This is a genomic window from Pseudomonas sp. 14P_8.1_Bac3 (assembly GCF_025466085.1).
GTDB lineage: Bacteria > Pseudomonadota > Gammaproteobacteria > Pseudomonadales > Pseudomonadaceae > Aquipseudomonas.
Window position 1 is genome coordinate 255,570 of the sequence record NZ_JANLOD010000068.1, and the last position, 19,324, is coordinate 274,893.

Genomic DNA, 19,324 nt, shown 5'->3' on the forward strand with positions numbered 1-19,324 from the left:
CTAAGGATTTTCGAGCATGCCGCGATTGCATCGAGCTTTAGTCTTGATCGGATGGCTGTTGCTGACCCAGAACGCTGCCGCGGAAAAGTTGCGACTGGTCGCCGACTTGTGGCCGCCCTTTACCGACGCCACGCTGGTCAACGGCGGCCTGGCCACCGACATCGTCAGTACCGCGCTGGCCCGCGCCGGCTATGCCAGCGAGTTTGAACAGGTGCCCTGGGCCCGGGCGCTGCTCGGCGTCGGCGAAGGGCGCTACGACGTGCTGGTGAACGCCTGGTACACCGATGATCGCACCCGGCTTGGCCAGTTTTCTGGTGAATACCTGCTCAACCGCGTGCGCTTTCTCAAGCGAAAGGACGCGCCCATCGAATTCAATAACCTGCAGCAACTGCATACGTACCCGATCGCCGTGGTCCGGGGTTATGCCTATTCACCGGCGTTCGACGAGGACACCTCGCTGCAGAAAATCCCGGTGCACAGTTTCGCCATGGCCGTGCGCATGGTCGCTGCCGACCGGGTCAAGCTGACGTTGGAGGATGAATACGTCGCCCGTTATTACCTGGCCCGGGAGTCAATCAAAGTGCGCAACTCGGTGGAGTTCCTGCCCAAGCCGCTGAGCGAGAACAGCCTGCATATCCTGGTCAGCCTGAAAAATCCGCAGCATGAACAGATCGTCGCCAGGTTTGATCGCGAGATTGCCAAAATGAAGGCGGATGGCAGTTATGAACGGTTGATGAGGCAGCATGGGATGTGAGTCGGCGATAAGGCATCCGGCGCCATCGCGAGCAGGCTCGCTCCCACCTTGAAATACGTTCTCCTGTGGGAGCGAGCCTGCTCGCGATGGGGCCTTCAAACGCTACGAATCTTCGCTCGTATCCTTGATGAGATGCGCCGCCAGTGTCCGTAGCGGCCCCAACTGCCGGCAGATCAGCCCCAACTGCGTCTGCACCAGGCGCTGCCCTTCGTCGATCTCGTCCGGCATCTGCTCCAGCTCGTTGGCCAGCGCCTCTTCCTCGTCGCTCTGAATCGCAATCGGCCGTTTACTCGCCAGACCTTGGGCGATCTCGTCGATGCTGGCCGCCAGTTTCACCCCGGCGCCCTCGATCAACTGTTCCCGCACTTCCGCCGGTAGCTGGGTTTCCCGGTGCGCGCCCAGCCCTGACAAATAACTGAGCAAAGTGTGCGACAGCACCAGGAAGCGGAACCCGACGTCCGCCTCCTTACGGAAATGCCCCGGCTCCATCAGCATGTTGGCCAGGGTTGTCGACAGGGCCGCGTCGGCGTTGTGCGCGTTGCGTCGGGCCAGGCGATAAGCCAGGTCGTCGCTCTTGCCGGCGGCGTATTGCTGCATGATCTGACGCAGGTAAATGCTGTTGCAGGTCAGGGTATTGGCCAGCACTTTGTTCAGGCGCCGGCCCTGCCAGTCCGGCAGGAACAGGAATACCGCGAGCCCGGCGATCAGACTGCCGAGCAAGGTATCGAGCAGTCGCGGCAGGAACAGGCCGTAGCCGTCGCCGACCTGATTGAAACAGAACAACACCATCAGGGTGATCGCGGCTGTGGCCAGGGTGTAGCGGGTGGTGCGGTTGGTAAAGAACACTACCCCGGCGGCGATGGCGAAGCACGATTGCACCAGCGGATTGGGGAACAGATCGAACAGCGCCCACGCCAGAGTCAGGCCGATTGCAGTGCCGATGATCCGCTGCCCGAGTTTGCGCCGCGTCGCCCCGTAGTTCGGTTGGCAGACGAAGAGCGTGGTGAGGATGATCCAGTAACCCTGGGACGGGTGAATCAAATGCACCATGCCGTAGCCGATGCTCAAGGCGAGGGGCAAACGCAGAGCGTGGCGGAACAGCAGCGACGTCGGCGTCAGCTGCGTGCGCAAGCGAATCCACACGTCCTTGAGGTTGCGGGGTGAGCGGTCGAGCAGGCTGCTGTCGGTGGCGTCGGCGAGCGCGTCGGGGTTGCTTGCGTCGCTGAGCAAACGGTCGAGGGTGCCGAGGTTGGCGGCCAGTGCGCGCAAGGAGCGCAGCAGTCCACGCCAGGCCGGATTGCTCTGGATGCGCAAGTGTTCGAGGGAGGCGTGCAAGTCGCTGAGGGCTTCGGCGAAACCGGCGTCGTAGATGAACGGCTGGCGCATCTGGATCGATTCCGCCAGCGCCCGGCAGGCCTTGCCTTGCTGGCGCAGCAGGCGCTGGCAGCGGAACAGCACGTCGCTGTGAAAAAATGCCTCGGCCAGCGCGTTATACGGATAGTGCGAAGAGCTGGCGCGCTCGTGGATGTCCTGGGCGAGGAAGTAGAGTTTCAGGTAACGGCTGACTTTCGAGCCGGGTCGACCGTTGCCGACCCGGTGCAGGATAATTTCCTTGGCAGCGTTCAGCGCCGCGACCACCCGGCCGTTTTGCTGAGCCAGTTCCAGTCGCCGGGCTTCGACGTCCATTTGCCGGATCGGCTCGAACAGCGACGATTTCAGCTTCAGGTAAAAACCCAGTTCACGGAACAACCGCGCCAGGCTCTGCTGCACCGGCTGGTTGGAAAACATCGCCTGCCACAACACCGACAGCACGCCATACCACGCTGCACCCGCCACCAGCAGCAGCGGCTCGTGCCAGAAATCGGTGACCGCGCCACCGCGCTGGTCCACGCCGATCATGGTGTAGACCGACAGAATCAACGTCGCCGAGGCAATCGCGCCATAACGCTCGCCGAGGGCGCCGAGCATGGTCAGGCAGAAAGCGGCCAGGGCGAAGGCGATGATAAAAAGGATCGGGTAGGGGAAGAGCAGTTCGACCGAAAGCGCGGCGACGGCAAAACACACCAGTGTCACCGCCAGCGAATTGAGGCGGCCCTGCCAGCTGTCGTCGGTCTCCGCCAGGGCACTGGCGATGATCCCGAGGAACAGCGGAATCAGCAGCCCCATTTCATCCTGGTGCCAACACAGCGCCATGCTGCCGGTCAGGGCGATGAACACCCGCACGCTGTAGCTGAATTTATCCAGTGCCCAAAGGCGACGCAGAGACTGACGAAAAGGTGTCGATGGCATGAAGTGCGAGGGCCTTCCGAGGCAATGACGCTAAATTGAGCCAGTAATGACGTCGACGCAATGGCGCCGATCACATCTGACAGCAAAATCTGTTCCCTTAAAGATCAACACAAGTCCAATGTGGGAGCGGGCTCGCTCGCGAAGGGGCCGTAACATTCAACGCCGGTGTTGCCTGTCAAACTGCTTTCGCGAGCAAGCCCGCTCCCACATTGGGTTTTGCGTGTAGTCAGACGAACTGCGCAGCGGCGTAACCCGAGGCCCAGGCCCACTGGAAGTTGAAACCGCCCAGGTGCCCCGTCACATCGAGTACCTCACCGATGAAATACAAACCGGGGCTTTTCAGCGATTCCATGGTCTTCGACGAAACCTCGCGGGTATCGACGCCGCCCAGGGTCACTTCCGCCGTGCGGTAGCCCTCAGTCCCGGCCGGTACGACTGTCCAGCTCGCCAGTTTTTCGGCGATGTCGGCAATTTCCCCGTGGGTGTACTGCTTCATCGGTTTGGAAACAAACCAGCTGTCCGCCAGCAGGTTGGCCATTTTCTTGGTGAATATCTCGCCGAGCAGGGTTTTCAGCTCGCTGTTCGGGCGTTCGGCTTGCTGCTGTTGCAGCCAGGCTGGCACGTCGTGATCCGGCATCAGGTTGATCTCGACCGTATCGCCGGATTCCCAGAACGATGAAATCTGCAGGATCGCCGGGCCACTGAGACCGCGGTGGGTGAACAGGATGTTCTCGCGGAAGCTCTGCTCGTTGCAGCTCACCAGGCAATCCACCGAAGTGCCGGACAGCTCGGTGCACAGCGCCTTGAGTTGATCGGTGATGGTGAACGGCACCAGGCCGGCGCGAGTGGGCAGCAAGTCATGGCCGAACTGTCTGGCCACTTGATAACCGAAGCCGGTCGCGCCCAAGGTCGGGATGGACAGGCCGCCGGTGGCGATCACCAGCGATTCGCAGGTCAACTGACCGAGGGTGGTGTCCAGCAGGTAACCGCTTTCCACTTTCTCGATGGTCTGGATCGAGGTGTCGAGGTGCACGCTTACCCCAACCTGATCGCACTCGTTGAGCAGCATCTCGAGGATGTCGCTGGACTTGTTATCGCAAAACAGCTGGCCGAGTTTCTTTTCGTGGTACGGCACGCCGTGTTTGGCAACCAGGCCAATGAAATCCCACTGGGTGTAACGCGCCAGGGCGGATTTGCAGAAATGCTCGTTGTGCGAGAGGAAATTGCCCGGTTCGGTGTACATGTTGGTGAAATTGCAGCGGCCACCGCCCGACATCAGGATTTTCTTGCCGGCCTTGTTCGCATGGTCGAGCAACATCACCTTGCGCCCGCGCCCGGCGGCGGTCAGCGCACACATCAACCCTGCGGCGCCAGCGCCAATGATCACGACTTCGGTAGAGCGCAAAACGGTGTCCTCTTGATGTGTCACCACAAAATTGACTGTGGGAGCGGGCTTGCTCGCGAAGAGGCCATCTCATTCAACATCAATGTCGACTGATCAAGCGCTTTCGCGAGCAAGCCCGCTCCCACATTTGATTTCTGTCTGCCAGACGAGCGCTTACAGGATGCGCACGCGCAACGAACGGCCTTTGATCTTGCCATCGTTCAGGCGCTGCAACGCTTGCTTGGCGATGCCGCGTTCCACGGCGACGTACGCCTGGAAATCGAAAATCGCGATCTTGCCAACCTGGGCGCCCGGAATGCCGGCGTCGCCGGTCAATGCGCCAAGAATGTCGCCCGGACGCACTTTGTCCTTGCGCCCCGCGCCGATCACCAGCGTGCTCATCGCCGGCAGCAGCGGTGCGCCGCCCTGGGATTTGAGGTTGTCCAGCTGATCCCAGCTCAACGGCGACTTCTGCAATTGCTCGATGGCCTGGGCGCGGTGCGCTTCGGAAGGAGCGACCAGGCTGATGGCGATGCCTTTCTCACCGGCGCGGCCGGTACGGCCCACGCGGTGAATGTGGATTTCCGAATCACGGGCCAGCTCGACGTTGATCACCATGTCCAGCGCATCGATGTCCAGGCCGCGGGCAGCGACGTCGGTGGCCACCAGCACCGAGGTGCTGCGGTTGGCGAACATCGCCAGGACCTGATCGCGGTCACGCTGTTCCAGATCGCCGTGCAGGCCGACGGCGGAGATGCCTTTGGCGGTCAGGTGATCAACGGTTTCCTGCACCTGCTGCTTGGTGAAGCAGAACGCGACACAGGATGCCGGACGGTGATGCGCGAGGACTTTGACCACCGCGTCCATCCGCTCTTCCGGAGAGATTTCGTAGAAACGCTGCTCGATCTGCGTGTCGTCGTGGAACGCTTCAGCCTTGACCTGCTGCGGGTTACGCATGAATTTCGAAGCCAGCTGCTTGATGCCCACCGGGTAGGTGGCGGAGAACAGCAGGGTCTGGCGGCGCTCCGGGCACTGGGCAATGATTTCTTCGATGGAATCATAGAAGCCCATGTCGAGCATGCGGTCGGCTTCGTCGAGGATCAGCGTGTTCAGGCCGTGCAGGACCAGCGAACCCTTGCGCAGGTGCTGCTGGATGCGGCCCGGGGTGCCGACGATGATGTGCGCGCCGTGCTCCAGCGAACCGATCTGCGGGCCAAACGCGACGCCGCCGCACAAGGTCAGGACCTTGATGTTGTCTTCGGCACGGGCCAGGCGCCGGACTTCCTTGGCAACCTGGTCGGCCAGCTCGCGGGTCGGGCAGATGACCAGCGCCTGGCAACCGAAGAAGCGCGGATTGATCGGGTTCAGCAGGCCGATGCCGAAGGCCGCGGTTTTGCCGCTGCCGGTCTTGGCCTGGGCGATCAGGTCCATCCCCTTGAGGATCACCGGCAAGCTTTGCGCCTGGATCGGCGTCATCTGGGTATAACCGAGGGACTCGAGGTTAGCCAGCATGGCGGCGGACAGCGGCAAAGTATTAAAAGCGGTGGCGATGGTGGTCACGGGACTGGCCTGCAAAACAAAATGTCGCGCAGTGTATCAGTCCCGTGGCCATTCGCCCGTAGTTTCCGGACGAGAAGTCGCCGGGCGCAGGCACCTATCGTCTGGAACCTAGGGCTCTATGTGCTCCTCTGGACGCTTGACGCGCCGTCCGTCTTCCCTGGACAGCTGCGAGAAGATGGTGGCCGCCAGCATCGCCATGATGCCCACGGTCACGAAGGTCAACTGGAACGCGCCCAACACCGTCTCGACCCCGTCATTGCCGACTTCTGCCGTGAATCCGCCGAGCAGCGCACCGGCGCAGGCCACGCCGAGGCTCAGGGACAGTTGCGCGACCACCGACAGCAAACTGTTGCCGCTGCTGGCGCTGGCGTCGTCGAGGTCGATCAGGGTCACGGTGTTCATCGCGGTGAACTGCAACGAGTTGATCGCGCCGAGAATGGCCAGCAGACACAGCAGCAGCCAGTACGGGGTCTGTTCGCTGACCAGTCCCATGCTCGCGAGCATGACGCCCAGCGCCAGTGTGTTGCCGGTGAGCACGATGCGATAACCCAGACGTTCGATCAGCGGCCGGGCGTACCACTTGGCGAACATCGCCGCCGCGGCCAGCGGCAACATGCTCATCCCGGCCTGGGACGGCGAATAGCCCAGCGCCACTTGCAGCAATAGAGGCACGAGGAATGGCAGGGCGCCGCTGCCCAGGCGGGCGAACAGGTTGCCGAGGATGCCCACGGCAAAGGTCCGGGTCCTGAACAACGATGGCGCAAACAGCGGGTTATCGATGTGCCCGGCGCGCAGCCAGTACGCGGCGAGACACGCCATGCCGCCGAACAGCAGCAACATCACGCGCAGATGCGGCAGGTGCAATTCGCCAAGGCCTTCCATGGCAATGGTGATCAGCACCATCGCCGCGCCAAACAGCAAAAAGCCGAGGCTGTCGAAGCGCGTGCGCTCCGTGCCGCGCAGGTCGGGGATGAATTTCCACACGGCGTAGCAGCCGATGGCGCCGACCGGCAAGTTGATCAGGAAGATCCAGTGCCAGGTCAGGTATTCCACCATCCAGCCGCCCATCGTCGGGCCGATCAACGGCCCGAGCAGTCCGGGGATGGTGATGAAGCCCATGATCCGCACCAGCTCCGAACGCGGGTAGGCGCGCAGCACCACGAGCCGCCCGACCGGCAGCATCAGTGCACCGCCGAGGCCCTGAATCACCCGGGCGCCAATCAGCAGGCTCAGGCTGCTCGACAATGCGCAGAGCAATGAGCCGATGCTGAACAGCAGGATCGCGCCAAAGAAGATTTTCTTGGTGCCGAAACGGTCGGCGATCCAGCCTGAGGCAGGGATCAGCAAGGCGACGGTGAGCATGTAGGCGATGATCACGCCCTGCATGCGCAGCGGGTCTTCCGCCAGGTCGCGGGCCATGGCCGGCAGGGCGGTGTTGAGGATCGTCCCGTCGAGGGACTGCATGAAGAAAGCGATGGCCACGACCCACGGCAACCAGCGGGCGGTGATGGGGTCGAGAGGTTGGCGGTTGGGCATGGGACCTCTTGTGGAAGACGTGTTAATGCGATGTCGTGGCGGATCACAATCCCTGTGGGAGCGGGCTTGCTCGCGAAGAGGCCATCACATTCAATATCAATGTTGACTGAACCACCGCTTTCGCGAGCAAGCCCACTCCCACAGTGTCTGCGGTTCGCCGGGATGTTCTGTTTACAGCGTCAGGGTCAACCGGCTCACCAGCGCCCCCGGCAACAGCGCCGACGCCGTGGCCCGCTGACTGTAGGTGCTCGCCGACAGCAGCAGCTCGCGCTCTTCGGTCAACGCCTCCAGTTGAGAACCGAGCAGGCTGTAGGCGCTGTCGTCAAAGCGCATGGTGCCCACCGGCGCCTGGATTTCGCCGTTCTCGACCCAGAACGTGGCAAACCGCGTCATGCCGGTCAGGCGTGCCGCCGGTTGGTCCGAGAAGTTCAGGTACCAGAGGTTGCTGATATACAGCCCCGTGCCCAGTTGCTTGAGTATCTCTGCATCAGGCAACGTTCCGGCGGCCATGTTCAATGCATCGGGCATCTCACCGCCGCCGGCGCCGTTGGCGGTCAGGCCGTATTCGGCAGCGCTGCGCGAGCTGACCATCTGCTCGCCGGCCTTGCCCTCGACGATCAACGCGAGATCGCTGCGCGGATAGCCTTCGCCGGAAAACGCCGGGCTCAGCGAACCGCTGACTTTCTCCTCAAGTGAAACCAGCGGACTGAACGCATGATCGCCTGCATAGAGCTTTTGCAGGGGACTGCTCTTGCTGGCCACCGACTGCGCGGAGAACCCGCCCCAGGACAGCAGCCCGATGATTTCTTCCAGCGCTGCCGGTGCCAGATAAGCGCGGTAATCACCCGGAGCCAAAGTGCGTAACGGTCGCCCCAGAAACGCCAGTTGCTCCCGCGCCAACGCAAAGCGCCGGGCAAAACCTTCGCTGCTCCAATTGTGCCCGGCGTAACTGGCTTTCACCGCCTGACCGTTGTCGTGAAACAGGCTGAAGTCGAAATTGAAACTGTTGGCCTGATGCCAACCGAATGCGCCGGAGGAACTGGCGAAACCGCGGCTGATCGGCCCGGCCGCATAGAAGCCCACCAGGTCCAGCCCTTCGGCGGCCCGGGTGATTTCAGCGACGACCTGCTCAGTGTCTGGCAGCGGATGTGTCTGCACGTTCTTGCTCTGCCAGCCGTTGTGATTGAGCAGCAGGTAAGGATCCTGCGGCAACAGCGGCAAGGTCTCGCGCAACTGTTGCAGGCCCTCGGCCAAACGTTGCACGTCGACATCGGCGTCGCCCGACAGCGTGATGTCGAGGTCGGCATGGCGGCCATCGTTGATCAGTTTGAAGCCGACGCTCGCTTGCTGGACCTGGCCGGCCTGGCGCACTTTCCCATGGTTGAAACGCACGAACGCCGATGATTCGGCGGCGTAGCTGAGGGTGAATTGCTCCGGCTCGCGAATCGCTTCGCGCAGCCAGTTGACCAAGGCTTTGAATGACTCGGCCTGATTGTTTGGTGTACTCATCAGGCGTCACCCCCGAAAACATCGACATTGCTGAACACGCACGCCGGCGACGCATGACCGACGCGGATGACCTGGTTCGGTTCACCCTTGCCACAGTTCGGCGTGCCCAACACCTTGAAGGTGCTGGCGTCGCCGACGGCGCTGAGGCTTTTCCAGAACTGCGCGGAAATCGCCCGGTAGTTTGGGTTCTTCACCACGCCCTTGAGTTCGCCGTTTTCGATCAACTGCGCCCATTCGCAGCCGAACTGGAACTTGTTGCGCGCATCGTCGATCGACCACGAACGGTTGGTGCTCATCAAAATGCCGTGTTCGATGTTGCCGATCAGTTGCTCCAGCGGCTGATCGCCGGGTTCGATGTTGAGGTTGGCCATGCGGTCGATGGGCGGCCGGTTCCAGCCGCAGGCGCGGCTGTTGGCGACGCCGTCCATGCCGGCACGAAATTGCGATAACGCGCCGCCTAATGGCCGCAGGAGCAAACCTTCCTTGATCAGGAATTGCTTGCTCGCTGCCGTGCCGTCGTCGTCATGGCCGTAACTGGCGAGCTGTTCGGGAATGTCCGGGTCGAAGGTGACGTTGAGCAGTTTCGAGCCGTATTGAAGATGGCCGAAGTCCTCTGCCTTGACGAAACTGGTGCCGGCGTAATTGCGCTCGTCGCCGAGGATGCGGTCCAGCTCCAGCGGGTGGCCGATGGATTCGTGGATCTGCAGCATCATCTGGTCGGGCATCAGCAACAGGTCGCGGCGACCTTGCGGGGTGTTCGGCGCCAGTAGCAATTGCAGCGCCTGATCGGCGACGTTTGGCCCGGCACCGACCAGGCCGCAGCGGCTGATGACGTCCGCGCCACCCTGCTGGCCGAAGTTCTCGCGGCCGAGGCTGCGGGTCTGGCTGTCGTTGCCGTCGTAGGCGGTGACATCGAGGCCCGGGTAGACGAACCGTTGTGCCTGGCGCAGCTCGGCGCCGGCGCTGTTGAGGTAGATCTGCTCGACGTGGGTAATGCCGATGCTCACCTGCCAGTTCACCAGGCGCTCGTCCTTGGGCACGGCGGCGGATTCGGCGCCGAGCAGTTGGTAGCAATCGCTGAGGGACGGGAAGGGCTGGTCGAGGTTCGGTGAAAAATAATCGGCGCGGTCGCTGGAAACCGCTTGTTCGCGCAGGTCGAGCAGGGCGTGGGGCTTGAGTTGGCGGGCGTGTTGTTCGGCCCGCTCGAGCGCCGATTGCAGGCCTTGTGGCGACAGGTCATTGGTCGCGGCATAGGCTTCGACGCCGTTGACGCGAACCGTAAGCATCGCGCCTTCGTCACGCCTCAGGCTCGGAGGTTCGGCGACATTCTTGCGCACCGACAGGTACTGGCCGGACTCGCGCACATAACGCAGCGAAAAGAATTCAGCGCCCGTGCGCAAGGCAGCGAAGCGCTGCTTGAGCTGGGGGTGGAAATCGAACATTCGTGAACCTCCTTGGTGGGGAGTGGCGGTGTAGCGGTGTTGCGAAGGGGGGGTGAAACGTTTGCGTGGCGCTAGATTAGGCCTGCGAGGGGGGTGTGATCAAGGACGGAGCGGTGGGGAAGCTTTATCGGGTAAGTCGGAAGAGATGTATTGGATGGCTGGGCCCTTTCGCGAGCAAGCCCGCTCCCACATCCGATTTCCGGTGTGCACAAATAGTGTGCTCACTGAAGATCCCCTGTGGGAGCGGGCTTGCTCGCGAAGGCAGCGCCGCGGTGAAAGGGCCTTACTGGGCAGTCAGGCTCACATCCCGCAACGGCTTGCCCCGCACCGGCGCATCGCCGGCCACGAAGTAAGCGGCCTGGCTGCGCGGCAGCGGCTGACGACCGCGGATCTTGTCGGCAATTTTCTCGGCGATCATGATCGTTGGCGCATTCAGGTTGCCGGTGGTGATGATCGGCATGATCGACGCATCGACCACGCGCAGGCCTTGCATGCCGTGCACGCGGCCTTCGCCATCGACTACCGCCATGTCGTCGGTGCCCATCTTGCACGAGCACGACGGGTGGAACGCGGTTTCGGCGTGTTCGCGGATGAACTTGTCCAGCTGCTCATCGGTTTGCACGTCGATGCCCGGGCTGATCTCGCGGCCACGGAACGCATCCAGTGCCGGCTGCTGCATGATTTCACGGGTCAGGCGGATGCCGTCGCGGAATTCCTGCCAGTCCTGTTCGGTCGCCATGTAGTTGAACAGGATGCTCGGGTGCTGGCGTGGGTCCTTGGACTTGGCCTGAATGCGACCGCGGCTCGGCGAACGCATGGAGCCCATGTGCGCCTGGAAGCCGTGCTCTTTCACGCCGTTGCTGCCGTTGTAGTTAATCGCCACCGGCAGGAAGTGGTACTGGATGTTCGGCCAATCGAATTCCGGACGGGTGCGGATGAAACCGCCGGCTTCGAACTGGTTGCTGGCGCCGATGCCGGTGCCGTTGAACAGCCATTCGGCACCGATGGCCGGTTGGTTGTACCAGAGCAGCGACGGGTACAGCGAGACCGGTTGGGTGCAGGCGTATTGCAGGTACAGCTCAAGGTGATCCTGCAGGTTTTCACCGACGCCGGGCAGGTCGTGGACCACCGGGATGTCGAGCTTGTTCAGCAGTTCGGCCGGGCCGACGCCGGAGCGTTGCAGAATCTGCGGAGACGCGATGGCGCCGGAGCACAGCAGCACTTCTTTGCGGGCGCGGGCTTCAACGCGCTCTTCAGCGGCACCGACCAGGTAACGCACGCCGACCGCACGCTTGCCTTCGAAGAGGATCTTGTCGGTCAGGGCGTGGGTGACGATCGTCAGGGTCGAGCGCTTCTTGGCGACGTCCAGGTAACCGCGCGCGGTGCTGGCGCGGCGGCCGTTCGGCGTCACGGTGCGGTCCATCGGGCCGAAGCCTTCCTGCTGGTAACCGTTGAGGTCTTCGGTGCGCGGGTAACCGGCCTGCACGCCGGCTTCAACCATGGCGTGGAACAGCGGGTTGTTGCCGGCTTTCGGCGTGGTCACGCTGACCGGACCGTCGCCGCCGTGGTAGTCGTTCGGGCCGATGTCGCGGGTTTCGGCCTTGCGGAAATACGGCAGGCAGTTCAGGTAATCCCAGTCTTCCAGACCTGGCAGTTTCGCCCAGTTGTCGTAGTCCATGGCGTTGCCGCGGATGTAGCACATGCCGTTGATCAGCGAAGAGCCGCCGAGGCCCTTGCCGCGACCGCATTCCATCCGGCGACCGTCCATGTGCGGTTCCGGATCGGTTTCGTAGGCCCAGTTGTAGCGACGGCCTTGCAGCGGGAACGCCAGGGCAGCCGGCATTTGCGTGCGGAAGTCGAAACGGTAATCCGGACCGCCGGCTTCGAGCAGCAGGACGGTGACGCCCTCGTCTTCAGTCAGACGGGTCGCCAGGGTGTTACCGGCCGAGCCGGCACCGATGATGATGTAATCGAATTCTTGGGACATTGAATGCACCCTCTTTGAAAGTGGTCAGGTCAGGCGAGTGCTGCGCACTCGATTCGCGAGCAGGCTCGCTCCCACATCGGAACGCGTACTCCTGTGGGAGCGGGCTTGCCCGCGAAGAGGCCCGCGCAGGCAATACAAGACTCGGGGCTTAGAACACCGAGGCGTAATCGCCCAACTCGACCTGTACCGATTTGATGCGAGTGAAGTTGTTCAGCGAGCTGATGCCGTTCTCACGGCCCACACCGGATTGCTTGTAGCCGCCGACCGGCATCTTCGCGTCGGACTCGCCCCAGGCGTTGATCCAGCAGATACCGGCTTCCAGTTGATGAATCACGCGGTGAGCGCGGTTCAGGTCCTTGGTGACGATGCCAGCGGCCAGGCCGAAGTCGGTGTCGTTGGCACGACGGATCACTTCTTCTTCGGTGTCGTAGGTCAGGATGGCCATGACCGGGCCGAAGATTTCTTCGCGCACGATGGTCATGTCGTCGGTGCAGTCGGTGAACACGGTTGGTGCCACGTACGCGCCTTTGGCGAAGTCGCCTTCGGTCAGACGGCTGCCGCCACACAGCACGCGAGCGCCTTCTTCCTTACCTTTGGCGATGTAACCCAGCACGCTTTCCATGTGGGCGAAGCTGACCAGAGGGCCGAAGTTGGTGTTTTCGTCTTCCGGGTTGCCGATGCGGATGCGCGCAACGCGCTCGGCGATCTTGGCTTCGAACGCGGCTTTCAGGTGCGTCGGGATGAACACGCGAGTGCCGTTGGTGCATACCTGGCCGGAGCTGTAGAAGTTGGCCATCATCGCGGTGTCGGCGGCGCGGTCGAGGTCGGCGTCGTCGAAAATGATCAGCGGGGACTTGCCGCCCAGTTCCATGGTCACGTCTTTGAGCGAAGAGCTGGAGGCGCTGGCCATGACCTTCTTGCCGGTGTCGGTGCCGCCGGTGAAGGAGACTTTTTCGATGCGCGGGTGCTCGGTCAGCCAGGTGCCGACTTCACGGCCGCTGCCGGTCAGGACGTTGAACACGCCCGCCGGAACGCCGGCTTCGGTGTAGATCTCGGCCAGTTTCAGGGTCGTCAGGGAGGTGACTTCGCTTGGCTTGAAGATCATCGCGTTGCCGGCGGCCAGGGCCGGTGCGGATTTCCACAGGGCGATCTGGATCGGGTAGTTCCATGCGCCGATACCGGCCACGACGCCCAGCGGCTCGCGACGGGTGTAGACGAACGAAGTGGTGCGCAGCGGGATCTGCTCGCCTTCGATGGCCGGGACCAGGCCGGCGTAGTATTCCAGCACGTCGGCGCCGGTGACGATGTCGACGTAGCGGGTTTCGGAGTACGACTTGCCAGTGTCCAGGGTTTCCAGGGCGGCCAGTTCATCGTTGCGCTCGCGCAGGATGTCGACGGCGCGACGCAGGATGCGCGAACGCTCCATGGCGGTCATCGCGGCCCAGATTTTCTGGCCCTTTTCGGCGCTGACCACGGCACGTTCGACGTCCTCTTTGGTGGCGCGTTGGACGTTTGCGAGGACTTCACCGTTAGCCGGGTTGATGGCTTCGAAGGTGGCATCGCTGCCAGCGTCGGAGTAAGCGCCATCGATGTAGAGTTTTTGCAATTCGAAACGGGCCATAAAGTCCTCGCAAGTGCATCAGTGATTGGCGCGGTCCGGTGGTTGAGCGTTCTGTGTGTGCTCTAACTCACCTGCTTGGCCAGTTGGAAATCCATGTATTCGTAAGCGATCCGGTGCGCCTGCTCGGTGTCGAAAGCATCTCCCGACAGCGCGCCGCGCAACCACAAACCGTCAATGAGGGCTGCCAGGCCCCGGGCTGCACTGCGCGCTTCATCGAGCGGCAACACGCGGCGGAACTGGCAGCACAGGTTGGAATACAGACGGTGGTCGTTGATCCGCTGCAACCTGTGCAAAGACGGGTGGTGCATGCTGGTGGCCCAGAAGGCCAGCCAGGTTTTCATTGCCGGGCCATTGACCTGGCTGGCGTCGAAGTTGCCTTCGATGATCACCTGCAGATGCGCCCGCGGGCTGTCATCTGTCAGCGCCTGACGGCGCGCGGTGACGTTCTCGCTGAGGACACTCATCAGGTACTGCGCCGTGGCAGCGATCAGGCCATTCTTGTCCTGAAAATAGTGACTGATGATGCCATTCGAGACACCGGCCAAACGGGCGATCAGCGCAATGCTGGCGTCCCCCATCCCGACCTGGTCGACGGCCTGCAGCGTGGCTTCGATCAACTGCTGGCGACGGATGGGTTGCATACCGACCTTGGGCATCTTGCACATCTCCTTAGGCCTTCCGGCAGACGCAGAACGTCTACCGGATCGAGGGCCAGTCTATTTTGTTTTGATTGAACGTTCAATCAACAAAGAATAAGATCTGCGACAAATCGTCGCTACTTACAGATTTTTCCTACGTGTAAATGGCGATAAACCGACATCCGAAAACGCTCGAAACCTATACGCGACAGCGTCTGCAGGCTTCGGGCTTTTTTCCGGGTGTCTTTATATCACCCGCCGGTCGGCTGCCAACTAACCGATTGGTCGGGTGCCGCGTTGCCTTGTGTTCTTCTCTCGCACTGCCGGAGCATCTGTGCCATGAGTTCTGCCTCTCTTATAAAGACCCCGCCCGAGAAGGTGACGGTCAACGGTTGGGTGTTCTACACCTCTACCGCGCTGATTCTGCTGTTGACCGCCATTCTGATCATTGCCCCGCAAGAGGCCGGCAGAATGCTCGGTATGGCCCAGGCCTGGTTGTCCCGCAGCTTCGGCTGGTACTACATGGTGGTGATCGCCGCTTACCTGGTGTTCGTGGTCGGCCTGGCGTTTTCCTCCTACGGCAAACTCAAGCTGGGCAGCAAGGACGACACCCCGGACTTCAGCTACGGCGCCTGGGCGGGGATGCTGTTCTCGTCGGGGATCGGCATTTCGCTGCTGTACTTCGGTGCGTCCGAGCCGCTCGACCATTACTTCAATCCGCCGGAAGGCGTATCGGCCAGCAACATGGCCGCGCGCCAGGCGGTGCAGCTGACGTTCCTGCATTGGGGCCTGCATGGCTGGGCGATCTACGCGCTGGTCGGCCTGGCCGTGGCGTACTTTGCCTACCGTCATAACCAGCCGCTGGCGTTGCGTTCGGCGCTGTATCCGCTGGTGGGCGAGCGCTGGGTCAAAGGCGCGGCCGGTCATGCGGTGGACGGCTTCGGCATGTTCGTGACCTTGCTGGGGCTGGTGACGAACCTGGGGATCGGTTCGCTGCAAGTGTCGTCCGGGCTGGAAAACCTGTTCGGCATGGAACACAGCAACACCAACCTGCTGATCGTGATCATCGTGATGAGCACCGTGGCGACCATCGCGGCGGTGTCCGGGGTGGAAAACGGCATTCGTCGCCTGTCCAACCTGAACATCGTGCTGTTCAGCGGCCTGTTGATTTTCGTGCTGCTGTTCGGCCCGACCCTGCACCTGCTCAATGGCTTCGTGCAAAACGTCGGCGATTACCTGAACGGTGTGGTGCTGAAGACATTCGACCTGTACGTCTACGAAGGCGACAGTGACAAGTCCGACCGCTGGTTGGGCCTGTGGACCCTGTTCTACTGGGCCTGGTGGATTTCCTGGGCGCCATTCGTGGGCATGTTCATCGCGCGGATTTCCCGTGGCCGTACCGTGCGTGAACTGGTGGCCGGCGTGCTGCTGATCCCGCTGGGCTTCACCCTGGCGTGGCTGTCGATCTTCGGTAACTCGGCGCTGGACCTGGTGATGAACCACGGCGCGGTGGAACTCGGGAAGACCGCGCTGGAACAACCGTCCATGGCGATCTATCAGTTGCTGGAGCACTACCCGGCATCGAAAGTGGTGATCGGCGTGTCGATTTTCGTCGGTTTCGTGCTGTTCCTGACCCCGGCGGATTCCGGCGCGGTGATGATGGCCAACCTGTCGTGCAAGGGCGGCAACGTCGACGAAGATGCCCCGCACTGGCTGCGGATCTTCTGGTCCGTGGTGATCACGCTGGTGACCATCGGCCTGCTGTTCGCCGGCAACTTCGAAGCCATGCAAACCATGGTGGTGCTGGCCGGTTTGCCGTTCTCGCTGGTGCTGGTGTGCTTCATGTTCGGCTTGCACAAGGCCATGCGCCAGGACATGCAGATCGAACAGGAGCAGGCGGAACTGGCGGCGCGCGGCCGTCGCGGTTTCAGCGAGCGTTTGACGCAACTGGACCTGCAACCGAACCAGTCGATCGTTCAGCGGTTCATGGACAAGCAAGTCAGCCCGGCGCTGGAAGAGGCGGTGGTGCAATTGCGTGGCAAAGGCCTGGATGTGCAAACGCTGCTGGGCAAGGCCAAGCGGTGCATGGGTCTGCGGATCGAGATGGAAGAAGGCAATCCGTTTGTGTACGAGGTGAGCCTGGATGGCTATCTGGCGGCGGCGAGCGACACGGTGTCGGCGGAAAGTGCCGACGAGCCTCGCGCCCGTTACTACCGCGCCGAGGTGTACCTGCACAACGGCAGCCAGGACTACGACTTGATGGGTTTCACCCAGGATCAGATCACCCGTGACGTGCTCGATCAGTTTGAAAGCCATCGGCAGCTCCTTGGCCGCGTCTATAGCTGAGGGTTGAGGTGATGCGGTGTTTCAGCCAGAAGCACCGCGTCAGCTTCATCGCCAGCAGGCTGGCTCCCACAGGGCATGCATTCACATGTGGGAGCCAGCCTGCTGGCGATGGGGGCATCAGCCTTGATACTGCATCATCCGATGTCCCCATAAACAAAAACGCCGCGATCTTCTCGCGGCGTTTTTGTGTCTGTTGCTTTAACCCAGGTTCTTGCCGAGCAGCGCGTGATACAACTCGCTGTCGCCGAGAATCCCGACCACTTTGTTATTGTCGTGCAGCACCAGCTTGTTGCCGGTCTGATAACGGATCTGCAGCGCGTCGCGCATGCCGATGTTCGAGTCCACCAGCGTTGGCCGGCGACCCAGGCCTTCCACCGCCTGCCCTGGAATCCAGTTCTGCAGGTCCAGGCTCGCGCCGTTCTGGCGGGCGCCCTTGATGGTGTTGCCTTCGGCCAGGTCCAGCCACGAATCGCCGCCCGGATCGAGGCACACCGAACCGTTGATGCGTTTGCAGTTGTCCAGGGTGCGCATCAGGCTGCGACCGCACAGCACGTTCAACGGGTTGGTGTGGGCGACGAAGGTTCGCACGTAGTCGTCGGCCGGGTTCAACACGATTTCTTCCGGCTTGCTGTACTGAATGATACGGCCGTCTTTCATGATCGCAATGCGGCTGCCGAGTTTCAGGGCTTCGTCGAGGTCGTGGCTAACGAAAACGATGGTTTTGCTCAGCTTGCGTTGCAGCTCCAGCAGTTCGTCCTGCAGACCTTGGCGAATTAGCGGGTCGAGGGCCGAGAACGGTTCGTCCATCAGCAGAATGTCAGCGTCCATCGCCAGCGCGCGGGCCAGGCCAACACGCTGCTGCATGCCACCGGAGAGCTCGTCGGGCTTCTTGTTGCGCCACTGGGTCAGGCCCACCAGTTCCAGCTTTTCATCCACCAGCTTGCGTCGTTCTTTCTCGGGGCGACCCTGCATTTCCAGGCCGAAGCTGATGTTCTCGCGCACCGTCAGCCAAGGCATCAGGGCGAACTTCTGGAACACCATCGCAATGCGCTTGGTGCGCATCATTTTCAGTTCTGCCGGGGTGCAGGACGCGATATCGATCTGCTTGCCTTCGTGCTCGACGAACAGCTTGCCGCGGCTGACGGTGTTGAGGCCGTTGATGCAGCGCAGCAGGCTGGATTTGCCGGAGCCGGACAGGCCCATCAGCACGCAGATTTCGCCTTTTTCGATGTCCAGGCTGGCCTTTTCAACGCCGACGATCTGCCCGGTTTTTTTCAGGATCTGATCGCGGGTCATGCCTTGGTCAAGGAGTTTGAGCGCCTCGCGCGGATCTTTGGAAAAGATCACGTCGACGGCTTCGAAGCGAATAATGCTCATGCGTCACCCCCAATTTTAGCGTCGGGTTGTTTGCAGATACGGTCGAGCATGATCGCCAGCAGTACGATCGCCAGGCCGGCTTCGAAGCCCAGGGCGATATCAGCAGTGTTCAGTGCGTTGACCACGGGTTTGCCCAGGCCGTCGGCGCCCACCAGTGCCGCGATCACCACCATCGACAACGACAGCATGATGCACTGGGTGATGCCGGCCGCGATGCTTGGCATGGCGTGGGGCAATTCAATCCGTGAGAGCAGTTGACGGCGCGAGCAGCCGAAGGCCTTGCCGGCGTCCATCAGTTCCTGTGGAACATCGCGAATGCCCAGGTAGGTCAGGCGGATCGGCGCGGCAATCGCGAACACCACCGTGGAAATCAGACCCGGGACCACACCCAGCCCGAAGAGGGTCAAGGTAGGAATGAGGTAAACGAAGGTCGGTACGGTCTGCATCAGATCGAGCACCGGACGCATCAGGGTGTAGAACATCGGTTTGTGCGCGGCAACAATGCCCAGCGGCACCCCGATGACCACGCAGACCAGGGTGGCGAACAACACCTGGGCGAGGGTTTCCATGGTTTCCTGCCAGTACCCCAGATTGAGGATCAGCAGAAAGGAAAGGATGACGAAAACGGTCAGTCCCCACTTTCGTTGAATGAAGTGGGCCAGGAGTGCGATAAGGCCGATCAATGCCAGCGGGTTGAACCAGGTCAGCGCAAAAGTCACGCCGTGGATCATCGTTTCCAGTGTCACGGCGATTGCGTCGAAGGTGTTGGCGCCGTGTTGCGTCAACCATTCAACGAAGCCCGCGATGTACTGGCCTAAAGGTATTTTCTGATCAATCAGCATGGTAGTGAACGTCCGCATGCAAGGAAATAAACAGCCCGG

Annotated in this window: 13 protein-coding genes; 2 read left to right on the forward strand and 11 right to left on the reverse strand. The window is 61.8% G+C overall.

Annotated features, from left to right (window positions below):
* The first annotated feature begins 16 nt into the window (after positions 1 to 16).
* A complete protein-coding gene (locus NTD84_RS23820) occupies positions 17 to 754 on the forward strand; it encodes a substrate-binding periplasmic protein (RefSeq protein WP_262170706.1) in 738 nt (245 codons plus the stop codon).
* 102 nt (positions 755 to 856) lie between these two features.
* Here the strand turns inward: NTD84_RS23820 and yccS are convergent, their stop codons facing one another.
* The 9 genes from yccS to betI form a co-directional block, all read right to left on the reverse strand.
* A complete protein-coding gene (yccS, locus tag NTD84_RS23825; protein WP_262170709.1) occupies positions 857 to 3,043 on the reverse strand; it encodes a YccS family putative transporter in 2,187 nt (728 codons plus the stop codon).
* Between the two features lie 226 nt (positions 3,044 to 3,269).
* Positions 3,270 to 4,448 carry an NAD(P)/FAD-dependent oxidoreductase gene (locus tag NTD84_RS23830; protein WP_262170710.1) on the reverse strand — a complete coding sequence of 393 codons (1,179 nt, stop codon included), beginning with the start codon at positions 4,446 to 4,448 and terminating at the stop codon, positions 3,270 to 3,272.
* A 153-nt stretch (positions 4,449 to 4,601) separates the two neighbouring features.
* Positions 4,602 to 5,939 (reverse strand): ATP-dependent RNA helicase DbpA, encoded by a 1,338-nt coding sequence (gene dbpA / locus NTD84_RS23835; RefSeq protein WP_262170773.1) that lies wholly within the window; start codon positions 5,937 to 5,939, stop codon positions 4,602 to 4,604.
* Between the two features lie 156 nt (positions 5,940 to 6,095).
* Complete coding sequence (mdtD, locus tag NTD84_RS23840) at positions 6,096 to 7,523, reverse strand: multidrug transporter subunit MdtD (protein WP_262170711.1); 1,428 nt, start codon at positions 7,521 to 7,523, stop codon at positions 6,096 to 6,098.
* A 171-nt stretch (positions 7,524 to 7,694) separates the two neighbouring features.
* Positions 7,695 to 9,032 (reverse strand): TldD/PmbA family protein, encoded by a 1,338-nt coding sequence (locus NTD84_RS23845; RefSeq protein WP_262170712.1) that lies wholly within the window; start codon positions 9,030 to 9,032, stop codon positions 7,695 to 7,697.
* Positions 9,032 to 10,474 carry a TldD/PmbA family protein gene (locus NTD84_RS23850; protein WP_262170713.1) on the reverse strand — a complete coding sequence of 481 codons (1,443 nt, stop codon included), beginning with the start codon at positions 10,472 to 10,474 and terminating at the stop codon, positions 9,032 to 9,034. Before NTD84_RS23850 ends, NTD84_RS23845 begins: the two co-directional genes overlap by 1 nt.
* 283 nt (positions 10,475 to 10,757) lie before the next feature.
* On the reverse strand, positions 10,758 to 12,461 hold the full coding sequence (gene betA / locus NTD84_RS23855; RefSeq protein ID WP_262170714.1) for a choline dehydrogenase: 1,704 nt from the start codon (positions 12,459 to 12,461) through the stop codon (positions 10,758 to 10,760).
* 148 nt (positions 12,462 to 12,609) lie between these two features.
* Positions 12,610 to 14,082, reverse strand: coding sequence for a betaine-aldehyde dehydrogenase (betB, locus tag NTD84_RS23860; protein ID WP_262170716.1), 1,473 nt, complete (start codon positions 14,080 to 14,082; stop codon positions 12,610 to 12,612).
* A gap of 62 nt (positions 14,083 to 14,144) precedes the next feature.
* Entirely contained in the window at positions 14,145 to 14,738 is a 594-nt protein-coding gene (betI, locus tag NTD84_RS23865) for a transcriptional regulator BetI (protein WP_262170718.1), read from the reverse strand.
* A 378-nt stretch (positions 14,739 to 15,116) separates the two neighbouring features.
* Here betI and NTD84_RS23870 point away from each other — a divergent pair, with 378 nt between their 5' ends.
* Complete coding sequence (locus NTD84_RS23870) at positions 15,117 to 17,066, forward strand: BCCT family transporter (RefSeq protein ID WP_262170775.1); 1,950 nt, start codon at positions 15,117 to 15,119, stop codon at positions 17,064 to 17,066.
* A 198-nt stretch (positions 17,067 to 17,264) separates the two neighbouring features.
* Here NTD84_RS23870 and choV read toward each other — a convergent pair whose 3' ends face one another.
* Together choV and choW are read right to left on the reverse strand one after the other, a co-directional pair.
* Complete coding sequence (gene choV, locus NTD84_RS23875; RefSeq protein WP_262170721.1) at positions 17,265 to 18,443, reverse strand: choline ABC transporter ATP-binding protein; 1,179 nt, start codon at positions 18,441 to 18,443, stop codon at positions 17,265 to 17,267.
* Positions 18,440 to 19,285: a choline ABC transporter permease subunit gene (gene choW, locus NTD84_RS23880; protein ID WP_262170723.1), complete on the reverse strand. Its 846-nt coding sequence runs from the start codon at positions 19,283 to 19,285 to the stop codon at positions 18,440 to 18,442. Before choW ends, choV begins: the two co-directional genes overlap by 4 nt.
* Between the last annotated feature and the right edge of the window lie 39 nt (positions 19,286 to 19,324).

Coding starts and splice junctions, on each gene's coding strand:
- NTD84_RS23820 (WP_262170706.1), top strand. CDS start 17: ATGCCGCGATTGCATCGAGCTTTAGTCTTGATCGGATGGCTGTTGCTG.
- yccS (WP_262170709.1), bottom strand. CDS start 3,043: ATGCCATCGACACCTTTTCGTCAGTCTCTGCGTCGCCTTTGGGCACTG.
- dbpA (WP_262170773.1), bottom strand. CDS start 5,939: ATGCTGGCTAACCTCGAGTCCCTCGGTTATACCCAGATGACGCCGATC.
- mdtD (WP_262170711.1), bottom strand. CDS start 7,523: ATGCCCAACCGCCAACCTCTCGACCCCATCACCGCCCGCTGGTTGCCG.
- NTD84_RS23845 (WP_262170712.1), bottom strand. CDS start 9,032: ATGAGTACACCAAACAATCAGGCCGAGTCATTCAAAGCCTTGGTCAAC.
- NTD84_RS23850 (WP_262170713.1), bottom strand. CDS start 10,474: ATGTTCGATTTCCACCCCCAGCTCAAGCAGCGCTTCGCTGCCTTGCGC.
- betA (WP_262170714.1), bottom strand. CDS start 12,461: ATGTCCCAAGAATTCGATTACATCATCATCGGTGCCGGCTCGGCCGGT.
- betB (WP_262170716.1), bottom strand. CDS start 14,082: ATGGCCCGTTTCGAATTGCAAAAACTCTACATCGATGGCGCTTACTCC.
- betI (WP_262170718.1), bottom strand. CDS start 14,738: ATGCCCAAGGTCGGTATGCAACCCATCCGTCGCCAGCAGTTGATCGAA.
- choV (WP_262170721.1), bottom strand. CDS start 18,443: ATGAGCATTATTCGCTTCGAAGCCGTCGACGTGATCTTTTCCAAAGAT.
- choW (WP_262170723.1), bottom strand. CDS start 19,285: ATGCTGATTGATCAGAAAATACCTTTAGGCCAGTACATCGCGGGCTTC.